This window comes from Streptomyces sp. NPDC005576 (assembly GCF_042871745.1).
GTDB lineage: Bacteria > Actinomycetota > Actinomycetes > Streptomycetales > Streptomycetaceae > Streptomyces.
Map to the genome: position 1 here is coordinate 1 of NZ_JBIAJC010000004.1, position 13,620 is coordinate 13,620.

Genomic DNA, 13,620 nt, shown 5'->3' on the forward strand with positions numbered 1-13,620 from the left:
CGGCTTCTGAGGCCCCCGGCCGGGGCTTCCCATCCCCTCCCGGCTCCGGGCCCCCCCCCCCCCCCCCCCCCCCCCCCCCCCCCCCCCCCGGGGGGGGGGGCCCCCCGGCGCCCCCCCCCGACCGGGGCTTTCGCGTACCGGAGTACGGAAGTGACCGAAGTGCGGGTACGGGCGGTCAGCTGGCCGCTCGGCGGTACTTCCGGACCGCGAGGGTCCGGAAGACCACGGTGATCACGACGGACCAGATCAGCGAGGCCCAGACGGGGTGCTGCATCGGCCAGGCGTCGGACGGCGACACCCCCGGGTTGCCGAACAGCACACGGCACGCCTGGACGGTCGCGCTGAACGGGTTCCAGTCGGCGATCGGCTGGAGCCAGGACGCCATCTGGCTGGAGTCGACGAAGGCGTTCGAGATGAACGTGACCGGGAAGAGCCAGATCAGTCCGCCGGAGGTCGCCGCTTCGGGGGTGCGCACGGTCAGCCCGATGAGGGCACCGATCCACGAGAAGGCGTACCCGAGCAGGAGGAGCAGCCCGAACGCACCCAGGGCCTTCCAGATGCCCTCGTGGATGCGCCAGCCGACCAGGAGGGCGACGATCACCAGGACCAGCACGGTGAGGGTGGTCTGCACGAGGTCGGCGAGGGTCCGTCCGGTGAGGACTGCACCCCGTGACATGGGCAGGGAGCGGAACCGGTCGACGAGGCCCTTGTGCATGTCGTCCGCGATGCCCGCGCCGGCTCCGGCCGTGGCGAAGGTGACGGTCTGGGCGAAGATGCCGGCCATCAGGAAGTTGCGGTAGACCTCGGGCGAGGTCGAGCCGCCCACGTTCATCGAGCCGCCGAAGACGTAGCTGAACAGCACCACGAACATGATCGGCTGGATGAGACCGAAGAGGACCACTTCGGGGATGCGGGTCATCCTGATCAGGTTCCGTCTGGCGATCACGAGGGAGTCGCCGACGGACTGGACGAGGCCGCCGGACGGGCGGGGGGCCAGGGTCCGGACCTCTTCCGAGCTGGTGGTCACCGTACGTCCTCCTTCGGGTCCTTCGCGGGGCCCCGGGCGTTCCCGGCCGCCGTCGTGCCGCCTCCGCCACTGCCGCCTTCGCCGTTCCCGTGTTCGTCGTTCCCTCGTCCGCCGTTCCCCTCCTCACCCTGACCCTCGGTCGCGTGGCCGGTGAGCGAGATGAAGACGTCGTCCAGGGTGGGGCGGCGCAGACCGATGTCGTCGATCTCCACGTCCCGGTCGTCCAGGTCGCGGATGATCTCGGCGAGGAGCTTGGCGCCGCCGGTGACCGGGACGGTCAGCTTGCGGGTGTGCCGCACGACGGTGACCTCGCCCTCGCCGTACCGGGCGAGCGCCTCGCGGGCCGGCCCGATCTCTTCCGGGCGGTGCACGACGACCTCGACGCGTTCGCCGCCGATCTGGGCCTTGAGCTGGTCGGACGTACCGCGCGCGATGACCTTGCCGTGGTCGATGACGCAGATGTCGTGGGCGAGGTGGTCGGCCTCTTCGAGGTACTGCGTGGTCAGCAGCAGAGTCGTTCCGCCACGGACCAGGTCCTCGATGACCTCCCAGAGCTGCTGGCGGTTGCGGGGGTCGAGCCCGGTGGTCGGCTCGTCCATGAACATGACCGGCGGCTGGACCACGAGGGCCGCCGCGAGGTCGAGCCGGCGCCGCATGCCGCCCGAGTACGTCTTGGTGGTCCGGTCGGCCGCGTCGGCGAGGTGGAACTGCTCCAGCAGCTCCTGCGCCCGCTTCTTCGCGTCACGGGCGCGCATCTGGTAGAGCCGGGCGACCATCTGGAGGTTCTCCCGGCCGGTGAGGTACTCGTCGACCGCGGCGAACTGCCCGGAGAGCCCGATGGAGCGGCGCACCTCATTGGGCTTGGCCAGTACGTCGATGCCTGCGACCTCGGCCCGGCCGCTGTCGGGCCGCAGCAGGGTGGTGAGGACGCGCACCGCGGTCGTCTTGCCGGCGCCGTTGGGTCCGAGGAGACCGAGAACGGTTCCCTCGGGGACGTCGAAGTCGACGCCGTCCAGCGCTCGCACGTCTCCGAAGGTCTTCACCAGACCTTCGGCGTGGATCGCACCTGGCACAGGGGATACCCCCATCCGCTGTCGGACAGTCTGCTGTCGGACGGACCGGTTGCCCGTTCACGCGACTGCTGTGCGAATACTAGGGAGGCGGGGAGCCCGAGGGGTGCTGAAACACGGTTCCCGGTCGCCGTTGTCGGGCGCCTGCCGAGCGGCCCGTGCGGGAGATCCGTGCGGGAGATCCATGCGGGAGATCCATGCGGGAGGGCGGCTCACTCCACGATGAGGTGGCCGGCGCCCCTGAGGACGGCGGCGACCTCCTCGCAGTGTTCCGGGCCCTTGGTCTCCAGGTGCAGTTCGACCTCCGCCTCGGTGAGGCCGAGGCGCGGCTCGGTCCGTACGTGACTGATGTCGAGCACGTTCGCGTCGGACCCGGACAGGGTGGCCAGCAGCGCGGCCAGCGCCCCGGGCCGGTCCACGATCCGCACCCGCAGGCTCAGGTAGCGGCCGGCGGCGGCCAGGCCGTGGCGGAGGATGCGCTGCATGAGGAGCGGGTCCACGTTTCCGCCGGAGAGCACGGCGACGACCGGCCCGCGGAAGGACTTCGGGTCGCTGAGCAGCGCGGCGACCGGGCTGGCGCCCGCGGGTTCGACCACGAGCTTCGCCCGCTCCAGGCAGAGCAGCAGGGCACTGGAGAGTTCGTCCTCGGTGACCGTACGGACCTCGTCCACCAGTTCCTGGATCAGGCGGAACGGTACGTCTCCGGGGCGGCCCACCTTGATGCCGTCGGCCATCGTCTGCGGCACCGACTCCAGGGCGACGGGGTGCCCGGCGGCCAGTGAGGGCGGGTACGCGGCGGCGCCGGCCGCCTGCACGCCGATGATCCGTACGTCGGGGCGGAGCGCCTTGACCGCGACGGCGATGCCGGCCGCCAGTCCGCCGCCGCCGATGCCGACGACGATGGTGCGGACTTCGGGGCACTGTTCGAGGATCTCCAGGCCGACGGTGCCCTGGCCCGCGATGATGTCGGGGTGGTCGAACGGGTGGATGAAGACCGCTCCGGCCCGCTCCGCGTACTCCTGGGCGGCGGCCAGGGTCTCGTCGACGACCTGGCCGTGCAGCCGGACCTCGGCACCGTACTCGCGGGTCGCCGCGACCTTGGGGAGGGGGGCGCCGACCGGCATGAAGACCGTGGAGCGTACGCCGAGCAGAGAAGAGGCGAGTGCGACACCCTGCGCATGGTTTCCGGCGCTCGCGGCGACGACCCCGCCCGCGCGCTCCTCCGGTGTGAGGCCGGCGATGCGCACGTAGGCGCCGCGCAGTTTGAAGGAGCCGGTGCGCTGGAGGTTCTCGCACTTGAACTGGACGGGAGAGCCGACGAGCTCCGACAGGTGGCGGCTGCCTTCCATCGCGGTCGTCCTGGCCACGCCGGACAGTATCTTCTGGGCGCCCCGGACGTCGTCGAGGATCAGCGGCGGGAGCGGGGCGGACGCACGGAAGCTCATGAGCGCCAGTCTCGCAGCTCGCCGCTCCACCGTCCGCCGGGCCCTCGGGCGGCCCCTGCGGGGGGCCGTGCGAAGGTGCACCCGCCGGGGTGTCTGTGAGGTTCCTGTGGGTCCTCCGTCGCCCTGCACCGCCGTTCTCGGGAGGCCTCGGATTACATACCCTGGACACAGTGGGCCTCATCGCCGCGTACTGTGTCCCCCACTTATCCGACACCGCACGAAGAGAGCTATTGGCCATGCCCCCTCAGGACATGACGAATGCTGCGTCTCCTTCAGGGGACGACGTGTCCCCTCCACAGGAGTCCGACCCCGTCGTACTCGATGCTCTCCAGCACCAGGTGGCGGTCTTCGCCCGGCGCGCGGAGCAGACCCGTCTCGGCGGGCTCGGCAAGGTCCGCAACTCGATGGACCGGGCCGCCTACCTGCTGCTCAACCGGCTGGACCGGGAAGGCCCGATGGGCGTGAAGGCGCTGGCCGCGGGGATGGGCATCGACTCCTCGACGGTGACCCGCCAGGTCGCGCCGCTCGTGGACACCGGGCTGGTCAAGCGGACCTCGCACCCGGAGGACGGCAGGGCCGTCGTGCTCCAGCTGTCGCCGCGCGGGCAGGGCCGCCTGGACGAGGTGCGCACCTCCCGCCGCGATCTGATGTCGCAGGTCACGGACGGCTGGAGCGAGGAGGAGCGGGAGACTTTCTGCACCTTGCTGACCCGGTTCAACGACGCTCTGGCGGTGCGGCAGGCGGCTCACCAGCAGCAGGGCGACTGACCGGGAACTACCCTGGAGGAGCTGGCCCACGTGAGAGACGAGGAGGCCGCCATGACCAGGAAAGTCGCCGACTGCCGGAAGTATCCGAGTGTGTCGGGCTGCTCGCTGACCATCTCCGGCGAGGAGGACGAGGTCGTCCGCGCGGCGACCGAGCACGCCGTCTCGGTCCATGAGCACACGGACAGCCCCGAACTGCGTGAGCAGGTCAGGGCGTCCCTGGAGGACGAGAAGGCCGCCGTCTGAGAGCCTGCCGGCCGTTCCGCGGGTGTCCGGCAGGTGCTGTGCGGGTGTGCGCGGGCCTCAGGCCGACGCGTGGTGCCGGGGAGTCCTCCCCGGCACCGGACGTATGCGCGGCGACGACGATCGGGCCCAACGCCCGCCCCCTGCACGGCAGTCAGCCGGAGGCGGGGGTCCGGTCCGTCAGCCGAGCGCCTGAGTGAGGTCGGCCAGCAGGTCGTCACCGTTCTCGATGCCGACGGAGAGCCGCACCAGGTCGGCGGGCACCTCCAGCGGGGAGCCGGCGGCGGAGGCGTGCGTCATCCGCCCCGGGTGCTCCAGCAGCGACTCGACGCCGCCGAGCGACTCACCGAGCGTGAAGAGCCGGGCGCGGTTGCAGACGTTCACGGCCGCCTCCTCGCCGCCGCGCACGCGGAAGGAGACCATGCCTCCGAACGCCCGCATCTGCTTGGCGGCGATCTCGTGCCCCGGGTGGTCCGGCAGCCCGGGGTAGAGGACGTGCGTCACCTCGGGGTGGCGGGTGAGCAGTTCGGCGATCCGGCCGGCGTTCTCGGTGTGCCGGTCCATGCGCACGGCGAGGGTCTTGATGCCCCGGAGCACCAGCCAGGCGTCGAACGGACCGGCGACCGCGCCCATCGCGTTCTGGTGGAACGCCAACTCCTCGGCGAGACCGGCGTCGTTGACGATGAGAGCACCGCCGACCACGTCGGAGTGGCCGCCCATGTACTTGGTGGTGGAGTGCACCACGATGTCCGCGCCCAGCGCCAACGGCTGCTGGAGGTAAGGGCTGGCGAAGGTGTTGTCCACGACCAGCCGGGCGCCGGCCTGGCGTGCGACGCCCGCGACGGCCGCGATGTCGGTGATGCCGAGCAGCGGGTTGGACGGCGTCTCGACCCAGACCACCTTGGTGCGCGGGGTGATCGCCGCACGCACCGCGGCCACGTCCGAGGTGTCGGCCACCGAGAACTCCACGCCCCAGCGCGACGCCACCTTGGCGAAGAGCCGGAAGGTGCCGCCGTAGGCGTCGTCGGGGATCACCACGTGGTCGCCGGGGGTGAGCAGCGTGCGGAGCAGGCAGTCCTCGGCGGCGAGTCCGGAGGCGAAGGCCAGTCCGCGACGGCCGCCCTCCAGCGCCGCCAGGTTCTCCTCCAGGGCGGTACGCGTCGGGTTGGCGCTGCGGCTGTACTCGTATCCGCCGCGCAGTCCGCCCACACCGTCCTGCTTGTACGTGGACACCTGGTAAATGGGCGGAACGACGGCGCCGGTGAGCGGATCGGCGGTGTTTCCCGCATGGATCGCGAGGGTCTCGAAGCTGTGCTGGTCGGTCATGAGGTCCGAGCGTAGTTCGTCGCGGGGGCCCACACCGGACGCTCGGCCGTACGGGGACAATGGGTCCATGGAGATTCTGTGGTTGCTGATCGCGCTCTGCATGATCACGGCGGTGGTCGGCCCCTTCCTGTGGCGCCGCCGGGGCGGCGGCGGCATTCAGCTCGCGGCCCCCGGTTCGCCGGACGCGGCCGACCCCGAGACGTACGGCTTCGTGCGCCAGGAGCTGCTGGACGTGCGGCTGCCCGGCCCCGACCAGGACCTGGTCGACGTGCTCCACGTGGTGCAGGCCACCCAGGAGTGGCGCGCGGCGGCCCAGCTGCTGGCCGGTACGCCGAAGGAGGGCGAGGTCCGGTGGCAACGCGTACAGGCGTTCGCCGGGGCAGCTTCGCTCGAACTCGCCGCACGTCCGGGCGCGGGCGGTGCCTGGCTGCGCTCGTGGCGTGCGGAGGCGCCAAAGGACCCGGGCGCCGCGGCGGTGCACGCGGAGTTCCTGGTGCAGCAGGCGTGGCGGTCCTCGGCCGTGGGCAGCGAGGACTTCCGGCTCCTGCTGGACGAGGCGCGGGATGTGGCCGGTGAGGCCTCCGCGCTCGCTCCCGGCGACCCCGTTCCGTACATCACGCGGCTGACCGTGGCGCGCGGACTGGGTTACGCCCCCGAGGAGTTCGACCGGCTCTGGGCGGAGATCATCGACCGCGCCCCGGCGCACTTCGGCGCGCATCTGGCGGCGCTGCACTTCTGGTCGTCGAAGTGGCACGGCTCGCGGGAGCTGGCCGACCGGTTCGCCACCACCGCCGCGGCCCGCGCCCCGCAGGGCTCGCTCCTCGCCGGGCTGCCGCTCTTCTCGCTCTACGACAATCTGCCGGATCTGAATCTGGCACCGGACTTCTACCGGAGCGCGGCGGTGACGAAGGCCGTCGAGGGCGCGATGTACGCGGTCCACTCGGCGCGGCAGGACGATCCGATGCTCGCCCATGTCCGGCATCTGCTGGTGCTGTTCCTGGTCCGGATGGAGCGTTGGTCCGAGGCGATGCACCAGTTCGTCCACATCGACGGGTACGTCGGGGCACTGCCCTGGACCGAGGACTCCGACCCGGCCGCCGAGTACGCGATCTACCGGGCGCTCGCAGTCGCGGGCTACGAGGCGAACGGCGGCAGCCCGGCCCGGCTGCTGGGGTAGCGGCGCCGTACCGGTCGAACCCGGCGGCGCTCCACCGTCACCTGGGCTGCCGGTCGGCGCGCGGGCGGTGGCGCGGGCCCCCGACCGGGCCCTGACCGGGTCCGGCGCGAGGAATGCGGGGCGGTACGGAGATGTTGTCCGGGTACCGTCCCGTAGAAGGAGGACCGATCATGTTGTTCGGCCGTACACCCGTGCTCCCCTCCCCCGAGCAGGCCCTGAAGGGCAGCCCGACCCCGACGTTCACGGTGCCCGACCGTCACATCGTGCTCGGCAACCCGCTGCAGGGCCCGTACCCGGAGGGTCTGGAGGTCGCCGACTTCGCGCTGGGCTGCTTCTGGGGAGCCGAGCGCACGTTCTGGCAGACGGAGGGCGTCTGGACGACGCTCGTCGGCTACCAGGGCGGCTACACCGAGAACCCGACGTACGAGGAGACCTGCTCCGGCCAGACCGGTCACACGGAGGCCGTCCGCGTCGTCTTCGACCCCGAGGTGGTCCCGTACACGGAGCTGCTGAAGCTGTTCTGGGAGTCGCACAACCCGACCCAGGGGTTCCGCCAGGGCAATGACGTCGGTACGCAGTACCGCTCGGCGCTCTACACCCACTCGCCCGCCCAGGCCGAGGCCGCCGCCGCGTCCCGCGAGGCGTACCAGAAGGTCCTCACGGGCTCCGGATACGGCACGATCACCACGGAGATCCTGCCCGCCGAGGGGCGCACCTTCTGGCCGGCCGAGGGGTACCACCAGCAGTACCTGGAGAAGAACCCGGGCGGTTACTGCGGTATCGGCGGCACCGGCGTCTCCTGCCCGATCGGTGTGGCCCGCGCCCAGGGCTGATCCGCCGCGCGGGGCCGGACCCGGCAGTCCGGCACCACCCAGGGGCGCCCCCGGTGACAACCACCGGGGGCGCCTCTCGTCGGCGTTCCGGATCAGGTGTTGTCGGTGAGCACCGCGAGGCCGGCCACGAGACCGACGAGGGCCAGCAGCGCGAGCAGGCAGACCAGCAGCACGAGCCAGCCCGTCAGGATGGCGGCCAGGGCGACCCCGCGTCCGCTGCCGCCCAGGCGCTTGCCCCGGAAGCGGCCCACGTGGCCGGCCGGGATGGCGATCAGGGCGCAGAGCGTCGCGAGGGCGACGAAGACCGGAGGGTTGATCAGCGCGACGCCGGTCGCGAAGTTCCCGAGGGCGCCGACTGCTCCCAGCGCGAAGAGCCCGCTGACCTGAGCCGCCCGGTTCTTGGGCGCGGAAACCTCAACCGGGGGCGGTACGAGGGCCCGGGCCCGGGTCTGCTGCCCGTCCGTCGTCGGTATGCCGTCCGTGTCCCTCATGCGCCCCGTCCCCCGTGAACTCCGTGCTGGCTCGGCACAGGATCGCACGGCACAGTGGCGACAGCGGATACGGGCCGGTGAGCCCCCACCCCGTCAGGCGGCCAGCCGGACCTGGTTCCTGGGCAGCGCACCGCCCGGTATGCGCCCCTGTGCCCGGGTCGTGGCGGCGAGCGCGATGCGGCGGCGGGCCAGCTCGGTGCCCGCCCGGCCGAGTACGTCGGCGAGACCGAGCCCCAGGGAGTGCGCGGCAGCCGCGAGGACCTCGGAGGACGCCTCCTTGCGGCCCCGCTCCAGCTCGGAGAGGTACGCGAAGGAGATCCGCGCCGAGTCCGCGACATCCTTCAACGTGCGCTGCTGGGAGAGGCGTTCCTGACGCAGCACCTCGCCGACGAGGTCGCGCAGCAGCGGCTCCCGGGGCGCGTCGGGGGCGGGCGACGCCGGTGCGGGGACGGGTCGCAGGGGTATCACCCGGGCGTCACCGGTGCGGCCACGCGCGGTCCCGCGCGCCTGGCGGGTGTCCTGCGGGCGGACGGCGTGCGGGCAGCCGTCCTCCGGGCGGGTGTCGTCGAGGTCGGCGGCGTGCGGGCGGGTGTCCCTCGCTCGGGTCGTCATCGTCCCAGCGTAGGAGCGGCGAGGCCCTCGTGGGGCGGGGGGCGCTGTGCCCTCGGCGGATCTGCTGACGGAGAAACTACGCAACCCACCGGCGGCCGGCGCCATCCGCCCCGGGTGTCGTACCTCCGGAGTCGTACCCCCGGGGGCCGGCTCCCGCGCGTACGCACGCGGGACCGGCCCCCCGGTGAGGAACAGGCGGTGGGCGACCCTCAGATGAGGCCCTGGGCCAGCATCGCCTCGGCGACCAGTTCGAAGCCGGCGATGTTGGCGCCGACCACGTAGTTGCCGGGGCTGCCGTAGCGCTCGGCGGTGGTGTGGCAGGAGTCGTGGATGTGCCGCATGATCTCCGCCAGCCGCGCCTCCGTGTGGGTGAAGCTCCACGAGTCGCGGGAGGCGTTCTGCTGCATCTCCAGCGCACTGGTGGCCACGCCGCCGGCGTTGGCCGCCTTGCCGGGAGCGAAGGCGACACCCGCCTCCTGGAAGACCCGCACGGCCTCCGGGGAGGTCGGCATGTTGGCGCCCTCGGCGACCGCCTTCACGCCGTTGCGCACGAGCGCGCGGGCGTCCTCCTCGTGCAGCTCGTTCTGCGTGGCGCACGGCAGCGCGACGTCGACCGGCACGGTCCACAGGTCGGTGCCCGGCACGAACGTGGCGGACCCGCCGCGGCGCTCGGCGTAGTCGGAGACCCGGCCCCGGTGCCGCTCCTTGATCTCCTTGAGCAGGTCGAGATCGATGCCCTTCTCGTCGACGACGTAACCGCCGGAGTCGGAGCAGGTGACGACGGTGGCGCCGAGTTGCTGGGCCTTCTCGGTCGCGTAGATGGCGACGTTTCCGGAGCCGGAGACGGCGAGGCGCCGGCCCTCCAGCGACTCGCCGCGGACGCGGAGCATCTCGGAGGTGAACATGACGCAGCCGTAGCCGGTGGCCTCGGTACGCGCCTGGGCGCCGCCCCAGCCGAGGCCCTTGCCGGTGAGGACGCCGGACTCGTACCGGTTGGTGATCCGCTTGTACTGGCCGAAGAGATAGCCGATCTCGCGGCCGCCGACGCCGATGTCACCGGCGGGGACGTCGGTGTACTCACCCAGGTGACGGTGGAGTTCCGTCATGAAGGACTGGCAGAAGCGCATGATCTCGGCGTCCGAACGGCCCTTGGGGTCGAAGTCGGCGCCGCCCTTGCCGCCGCCGATCGGCATGCCGGTGAGGGCGTTCTTGAAGATCTGCTCGAAGCCGAGGAACTTGACGATGCCGAGGTTCACCGAGGGGTGGAAGCGGAGTCCGCCCTTGTACGGGCCGAGCGAGCTGGAGAACTCGACGCGGAAGCCGCGGTTCACGTGGATGGTGCCGTTGTCGTCCGACCACGGCACCCGGAAGATGAGCTGCCGCTCGGGCTCGCACAGCCGCTCGATGATCCGGGCGTCCACGAACTCGGGGCGCGCGGCGAGCACCGGGCCGAGCGTCTCCAGGACTTCCCGGACGGCCTGGTGGAACTCCTTCTCCCCCTGGTTGCGCCGGAGGACCTCCGCGTAGAGCGGCTCGACGACGCGGCTCCCGGCCGTCGACGCGTTCGCGGATGCAGCGGATGCAGCGGATGCAGCGGATCCGGGGGACACCGACATCTGATCAAGACCTTCCGTGGAGCAGTGGCGGACAGGTGCGCGCCCGTGCCGGGGCGCGCCCGGCCCCCCGCCCCACGGGCGCGGTCGCGGTGCGCGGGACGGAGAACCGGTGTACGGCACAAGTGCCGTCCCGGCGGACGGGCCCCCTCCGGATCATCCCCACAGTGACCACGGTCCGACGGTCGCGCCGCTCGGGCCATACCGCCGAACAGCCGTACAGCCGTACAGCCGTACAGTCCCGAAGGATCGCCGCCCTCCCGCCCTCCGCACCACCGGGCCGGGACGCGACCGGAACCGCGGGGGCCCTCACCCGCGCGCGGCAGCCCCCGCGTACGCGAACGCGCCGGCCGCCCCGGGTGGGGCGACCGGCGCGAACGTGCGTGCGTGCGGGCGAATCGGATCAGGCGGGTCGGGTCGGGTCGGGTCGGGTCGGGTCGGGTCGGGTCGGGTCGGGTCGGGTCGGGTCGGGTCGGGTCGGGTCAGGCGGAGGCGTTCTCCGTGACGGTGACTTTGCCCTTGCGGATGGTGGCGAGGCGCGGGGCCTTGCGGGCGAGGGCGCTGTCGTGGGTGACCATGACGAAGGTCAGCCCCAGCTCCTTCCAGAGCCCTTCGAGCAGCGCCATGATCTCGTCGCGCATGGACTCGTCGAGGTTGCCGGTCGGCTCGTCGGCGAGGAGCACCTTCGGCTTCTTGACGAGCGCGCGGGCGATGGCGACGCGCTGCTGCTGCCCGCCGGACATCTCGCTCGGGAGGTGGGTGGGACGGTCGCCGAGGCCGACCGACTCCAGCGCCTCGATGGCGCGCTCGCGGCGGAGCTTCGCGCCGATGCCGAGCGGGACCAGGGCCGTCTCGACGTTCTCGGCGGCGGTGAGCGTGGGGATCAGGTTGAAGCTCTGGAACACGAAACCGATGGACTCGGCCCGCACCTTGGTGAGCTTGGCCTCGGAGAGCTTGGCGAGGTCGACGCCGTCCAGCTCGATGGTGCCCTCGGTCGGCCGGTCGAGACCGCCGAGCATCTGGAGGAGGGTGGACTTGCCGCCGCCGGTGGGGCCCTGGATGACGAGCCGGCCGCCGTCCTCGATGGTCAGGTCGACCCCGGCGAGCGCGTCGACCTTGGTCTTTCCCCGCAGGTAGCGCTTGGTGACGCCGCTGAGCTGATACACGTGTGGACTCCTGCTGTACGTACGGAAGATGAGGTCGTGGAGCCGGTGACTGAGGTCTGTGTCGCAATTCGTGGTGGATCAGTGCGCGGCGTCGGATGCGGTGCGTCGTAAGGCGCAGGGGCGTCCGCGCACTGGATCTGTGCGGACGTTCGGACAACGCGGCGAGGTGCCGTAGCGGTCGTCGCGCGCCCGCCAGGAATTGCGGGACAGCCCTTACTCGACGCGGCGCAGGGCGTCGGCCGGGCGCAGCCGGGAGGCGCGCCAGCCGCCGAACGCGCCGGCGATGAGCCCGCCCGCCACGGCCAAAACGACAGCGATCACGATGGTCGAGAGGGAGACCGGTGCGGTCAGCGCGATGTCGAGGGTCTTCGCCGCGGCCTGGCGGCCGGGGCCGCCCATCCCGCCGCCGGGCATGCCGCTGCCGTTGCCGGAGCCGAGCTCCGCGGTGAGGGTGGGGCTGATCGCGGTGACGATGTAGGCGCCGGCCAGGCCGACGGCGATGCCGAGGACACCGCCCATGAGGCCGTTGACGAGCGCCTCGCCGACGACCTGGCGGGTGACCCGGCCGCTCTTCCAGCCGAGGGCCTTGAGGGTGCCGAACTCGCGGACGCGGCGGCTGACCGCTGAGGAGGTGAGCAGGCCCGCCACCACGAAGGCGGCGATCAGGACGACGATGGAGAGCCACTTGCCGACGCTGGAGGCCAGGTCGGAGGCGGTGGAGAGGGAGCCGGAGACCGTGTCGGCCAGGTCGGCCGAGGTGGTGACGGTGGTACCCGAGATGTTCTTCTGGATGGTCGACTTGACGCTGTCGATCGCCGTCGAGTCCTTGGCCTTCACGTAGACCGTGGTGACCTTGGCCTTCGAGTCCGAGAGCGTCTGCGCCTGCTGGAGCGGGATGTAGACGTTCGCGGCCGCGTCACCGCTGCTGGCGGTGGAGACACCGACGATCGTGAACGTGGTGCCGGAGATGGTGACCGTCTTGTCGACCGCGAGTGACTTCTCCTTGGCGTAGGAGGCGTCGACGACGGCGACCTTGGCGTTCGTCTCGGTCGTCTTGAAGGTACGGCCCTTGGTGATCTCGGAGGAGGTCAGCGGACCGAGGTCCTGGTGCGTGACGTCGGTGCCGTACACGGTGAAGGAGTTGACGTCGAAGGAGGCGCCGCCGCCCTGGACGCGGCCCTGCGGGGCGCCACCGCCCTCGCCGGAGCCGCCCGGGCCGCCGGCGCTGCCGGAGGACTGGTCCTGCTTGAACTCGCCGCGCTTGAACTGGCCGTCGACCTTCATGACGTTGAGGCTCAGCCCGCCGACCGCGTTCGCCACGCCGGTCTGCTGACCGACCTTCGTGACGGTGGAGTCGGCGAGGGTCTGGAAGCCCTGGACCATGACGCGGTCGGTGCTCTGCGTCGCGTCGTCGTCGCTGTCCTTGGCGTCGAAGTTGAACTTCGGGCGCTCCTGGGCGCCGGTGGAGCCCGGGGCCGCGGCGGCCTTGGTCACGGTCATGTCCGTGCCGAGGCCGTACAGCGATTCCAGGACCTTGTCCTGGGCCTTGCCCATCCCGGCGGTGACCGAGCTGACGACGATGACCAGCGCAATGCCGAGGGCGAGCCCCGAGGCGACGACGAGCGCCGCCTTTCTGCGACGGCGCAGCTCGCGCCGGAGGTAGGTGAAGAACATGCCGCGAACCTATGGACCGGGCGTGATGGTGGGTTAAGGCCGCCATGAGAGGACGATGAGAACCTGCCGGGCCGGGGGGGGGGGGGGGGGGGCGGGGGGGGGGCCGGGGGCCCCCCCCCCGCCCCCGGCCGGCGCCCGGGGGCGGGCGCGGCGGGCGGGGGCCCCCCGCCCCCCGCGGC

At 72.0% G+C, this 13,620-nt stretch carries 13 protein-coding genes; 4 read left to right on the top strand and 9 right to left on the bottom strand.

Translation table 11 applies throughout. The annotated features are described in order from the left end of the window. Positions 1-175: 175 nt before the first annotated feature. The 3 genes from ACFYPN_RS08115 to ilvA all read right to left on the bottom strand — a co-directional run bounded on the left by ACFYPN_RS08115 (position 176) and on the right by ilvA (position 3,542). Complete coding sequence (locus ACFYPN_RS08115; protein ID WP_358760452.1) at positions 176-1,027, bottom strand: ABC transporter permease; 852 nt, start codon at positions 1,025-1,027, stop codon at positions 176-178. Further along, positions 1,024-2,100, bottom strand: a complete 1,077-nt coding sequence (locus ACFYPN_RS08120; RefSeq protein WP_358760450.1) for an ATP-binding cassette domain-containing protein — start codon at positions 2,098-2,100, stop codon at positions 1,024-1,026. Before ACFYPN_RS08120 ends, ACFYPN_RS08115 begins: the two co-directional genes overlap by 4 nt. Before the next feature lie 209 nt (positions 2,101-2,309). Next, on the bottom strand, positions 2,310-3,542 hold the full coding sequence (ilvA, locus tag ACFYPN_RS08125) for a threonine ammonia-lyase (RefSeq protein WP_358760448.1): 1,233 nt from the start codon (positions 3,540-3,542) through the stop codon (positions 2,310-2,312). A 236-nt stretch (positions 3,543-3,778) separates the two neighbouring features. Between ilvA and ACFYPN_RS08130 the strand changes: the two genes are divergently transcribed. Beyond that, entirely contained in the window at positions 3,779-4,309 is a 531-nt protein-coding gene (locus tag ACFYPN_RS08130; RefSeq protein ID WP_358760446.1) for a MarR family transcriptional regulator, read from the top strand. Between the two features lie 51 nt (positions 4,310-4,360). Beyond that, positions 4,361-4,552 carry a DUF1059 domain-containing protein gene (locus tag ACFYPN_RS08135; protein ID WP_358760444.1) on the top strand — a complete coding sequence of 64 codons (192 nt, stop codon included), beginning with the start codon at positions 4,361-4,363 and terminating at the stop codon, positions 4,550-4,552. Between the two features lie 177 nt (positions 4,553-4,729). On the opposite strand, the gene ACFYPN_RS08140 is transcribed toward ACFYPN_RS08135, so the two are convergent. After that, the gene (locus ACFYPN_RS08140; RefSeq protein ID WP_358760442.1) at positions 4,730-5,875 is read right to left on the bottom strand and encodes a cystathionine gamma-synthase; all 1,146 of its coding nucleotides are present in this window, start codon (positions 5,873-5,875) and stop codon (positions 4,730-4,732) included. 67 nt (positions 5,876-5,942) lie between these two features. On the opposite strand from ACFYPN_RS08140, the gene ACFYPN_RS08145 reads away from it, so the two are divergent. Further along, positions 5,943-7,052: a hypothetical protein gene (locus ACFYPN_RS08145; RefSeq protein WP_358760440.1), complete on the top strand. Its 1,110-nt coding sequence runs from the start codon at positions 5,943-5,945 to the stop codon at positions 7,050-7,052. Positions 7,053-7,219: 167 nt separating this feature from the next. Next, entirely contained in the window at positions 7,220-7,885 is a 666-nt protein-coding gene (gene msrA / locus ACFYPN_RS08150) for a peptide-methionine (S)-S-oxide reductase MsrA (protein WP_358760520.1), read from the top strand. A gap of 92 nt (positions 7,886-7,977) precedes the next feature. On the opposite strand, the gene ACFYPN_RS08155 is transcribed toward msrA, so the two are convergent. From ACFYPN_RS08155 to ACFYPN_RS08175, 5 genes are all read right to left on the bottom strand, one after another. Continuing rightward, the gene (locus ACFYPN_RS08155; protein WP_358760438.1) at positions 7,978-8,376 is read right to left on the bottom strand and encodes a DUF4190 domain-containing protein; all 399 of its coding nucleotides are present in this window, start codon (positions 8,374-8,376) and stop codon (positions 7,978-7,980) included. Between the two features lie 93 nt (positions 8,377-8,469). Continuing rightward, on the bottom strand, positions 8,470-8,988 hold the full coding sequence (locus tag ACFYPN_RS08160) for a helix-turn-helix transcriptional regulator (RefSeq protein WP_358760436.1): 519 nt from the start codon (positions 8,986-8,988) through the stop codon (positions 8,470-8,472). Between the two features lie 209 nt (positions 8,989-9,197). Further along, a complete protein-coding gene (gene gdhA / locus ACFYPN_RS08165) occupies positions 9,198-10,604 on the bottom strand; it encodes an NADP-specific glutamate dehydrogenase (protein WP_358760434.1) in 1,407 nt (468 codons plus the stop codon). A 479-nt stretch (positions 10,605-11,083) separates the two neighbouring features. Then, entirely contained in the window at positions 11,084-11,767 is a 684-nt protein-coding gene (locus ACFYPN_RS08170; RefSeq protein WP_358760432.1) for an ABC transporter ATP-binding protein, read from the bottom strand. A 213-nt stretch (positions 11,768-11,980) separates the two neighbouring features. Beyond that, positions 11,981-13,441 (bottom strand): ABC transporter permease, encoded by a 1,461-nt coding sequence (locus ACFYPN_RS08175; protein WP_358760430.1) that lies wholly within the window; start codon positions 13,439-13,441, stop codon positions 11,981-11,983. Positions 13,442-13,620 lie beyond the last annotated feature (179 nt).

What these genes read in the sequence shown, in the direction of transcription:
- ilvA (WP_358760448.1), bottom strand. Translation starts at nt 3,542, where the DNA reads ATGAGCTTCCGTGCGTCCGCCCCGCTCCCGCCGCTGATCCTCGACGAC.
- ACFYPN_RS08130 (WP_358760446.1), top strand. Translation starts at nt 3,779, where the DNA reads ATGCCCCCTCAGGACATGACGAATGCTGCGTCTCCTTCAGGGGACGAC.
- ACFYPN_RS08135 (WP_358760444.1), top strand. Translation starts at nt 4,361, where the DNA reads ATGACCAGGAAAGTCGCCGACTGCCGGAAGTATCCGAGTGTGTCGGGC.
- ACFYPN_RS08140 (WP_358760442.1), bottom strand. Translation starts at nt 5,875, where the DNA reads ATGACCGACCAGCACAGCTTCGAGACCCTCGCGATCCATGCGGGAAAC.
- ACFYPN_RS08145 (WP_358760440.1), top strand. Translation starts at nt 5,943, where the DNA reads ATGGAGATTCTGTGGTTGCTGATCGCGCTCTGCATGATCACGGCGGTG.
- ACFYPN_RS08155 (WP_358760438.1), bottom strand. Translation starts at nt 8,376, where the DNA reads ATGAGGGACACGGACGGCATACCGACGACGGACGGGCAGCAGACCCGG.
- ACFYPN_RS08160 (WP_358760436.1), bottom strand. Translation starts at nt 8,988, where the DNA reads ATGACGACCCGAGCGAGGGACACCCGCCCGCACGCCGCCGACCTCGAC.
- gdhA (WP_358760434.1), bottom strand. Translation starts at nt 10,604, where the DNA reads ATGTCGGTGTCCCCCGGATCCGCTGCATCCGCTGCATCCGCTGCATCC.
- ACFYPN_RS08175 (WP_358760430.1), bottom strand. Translation starts at nt 13,441, where the DNA reads ATGTTCTTCACCTACCTCCGGCGCGAGCTGCGCCGTCGCAGAAAGGCG.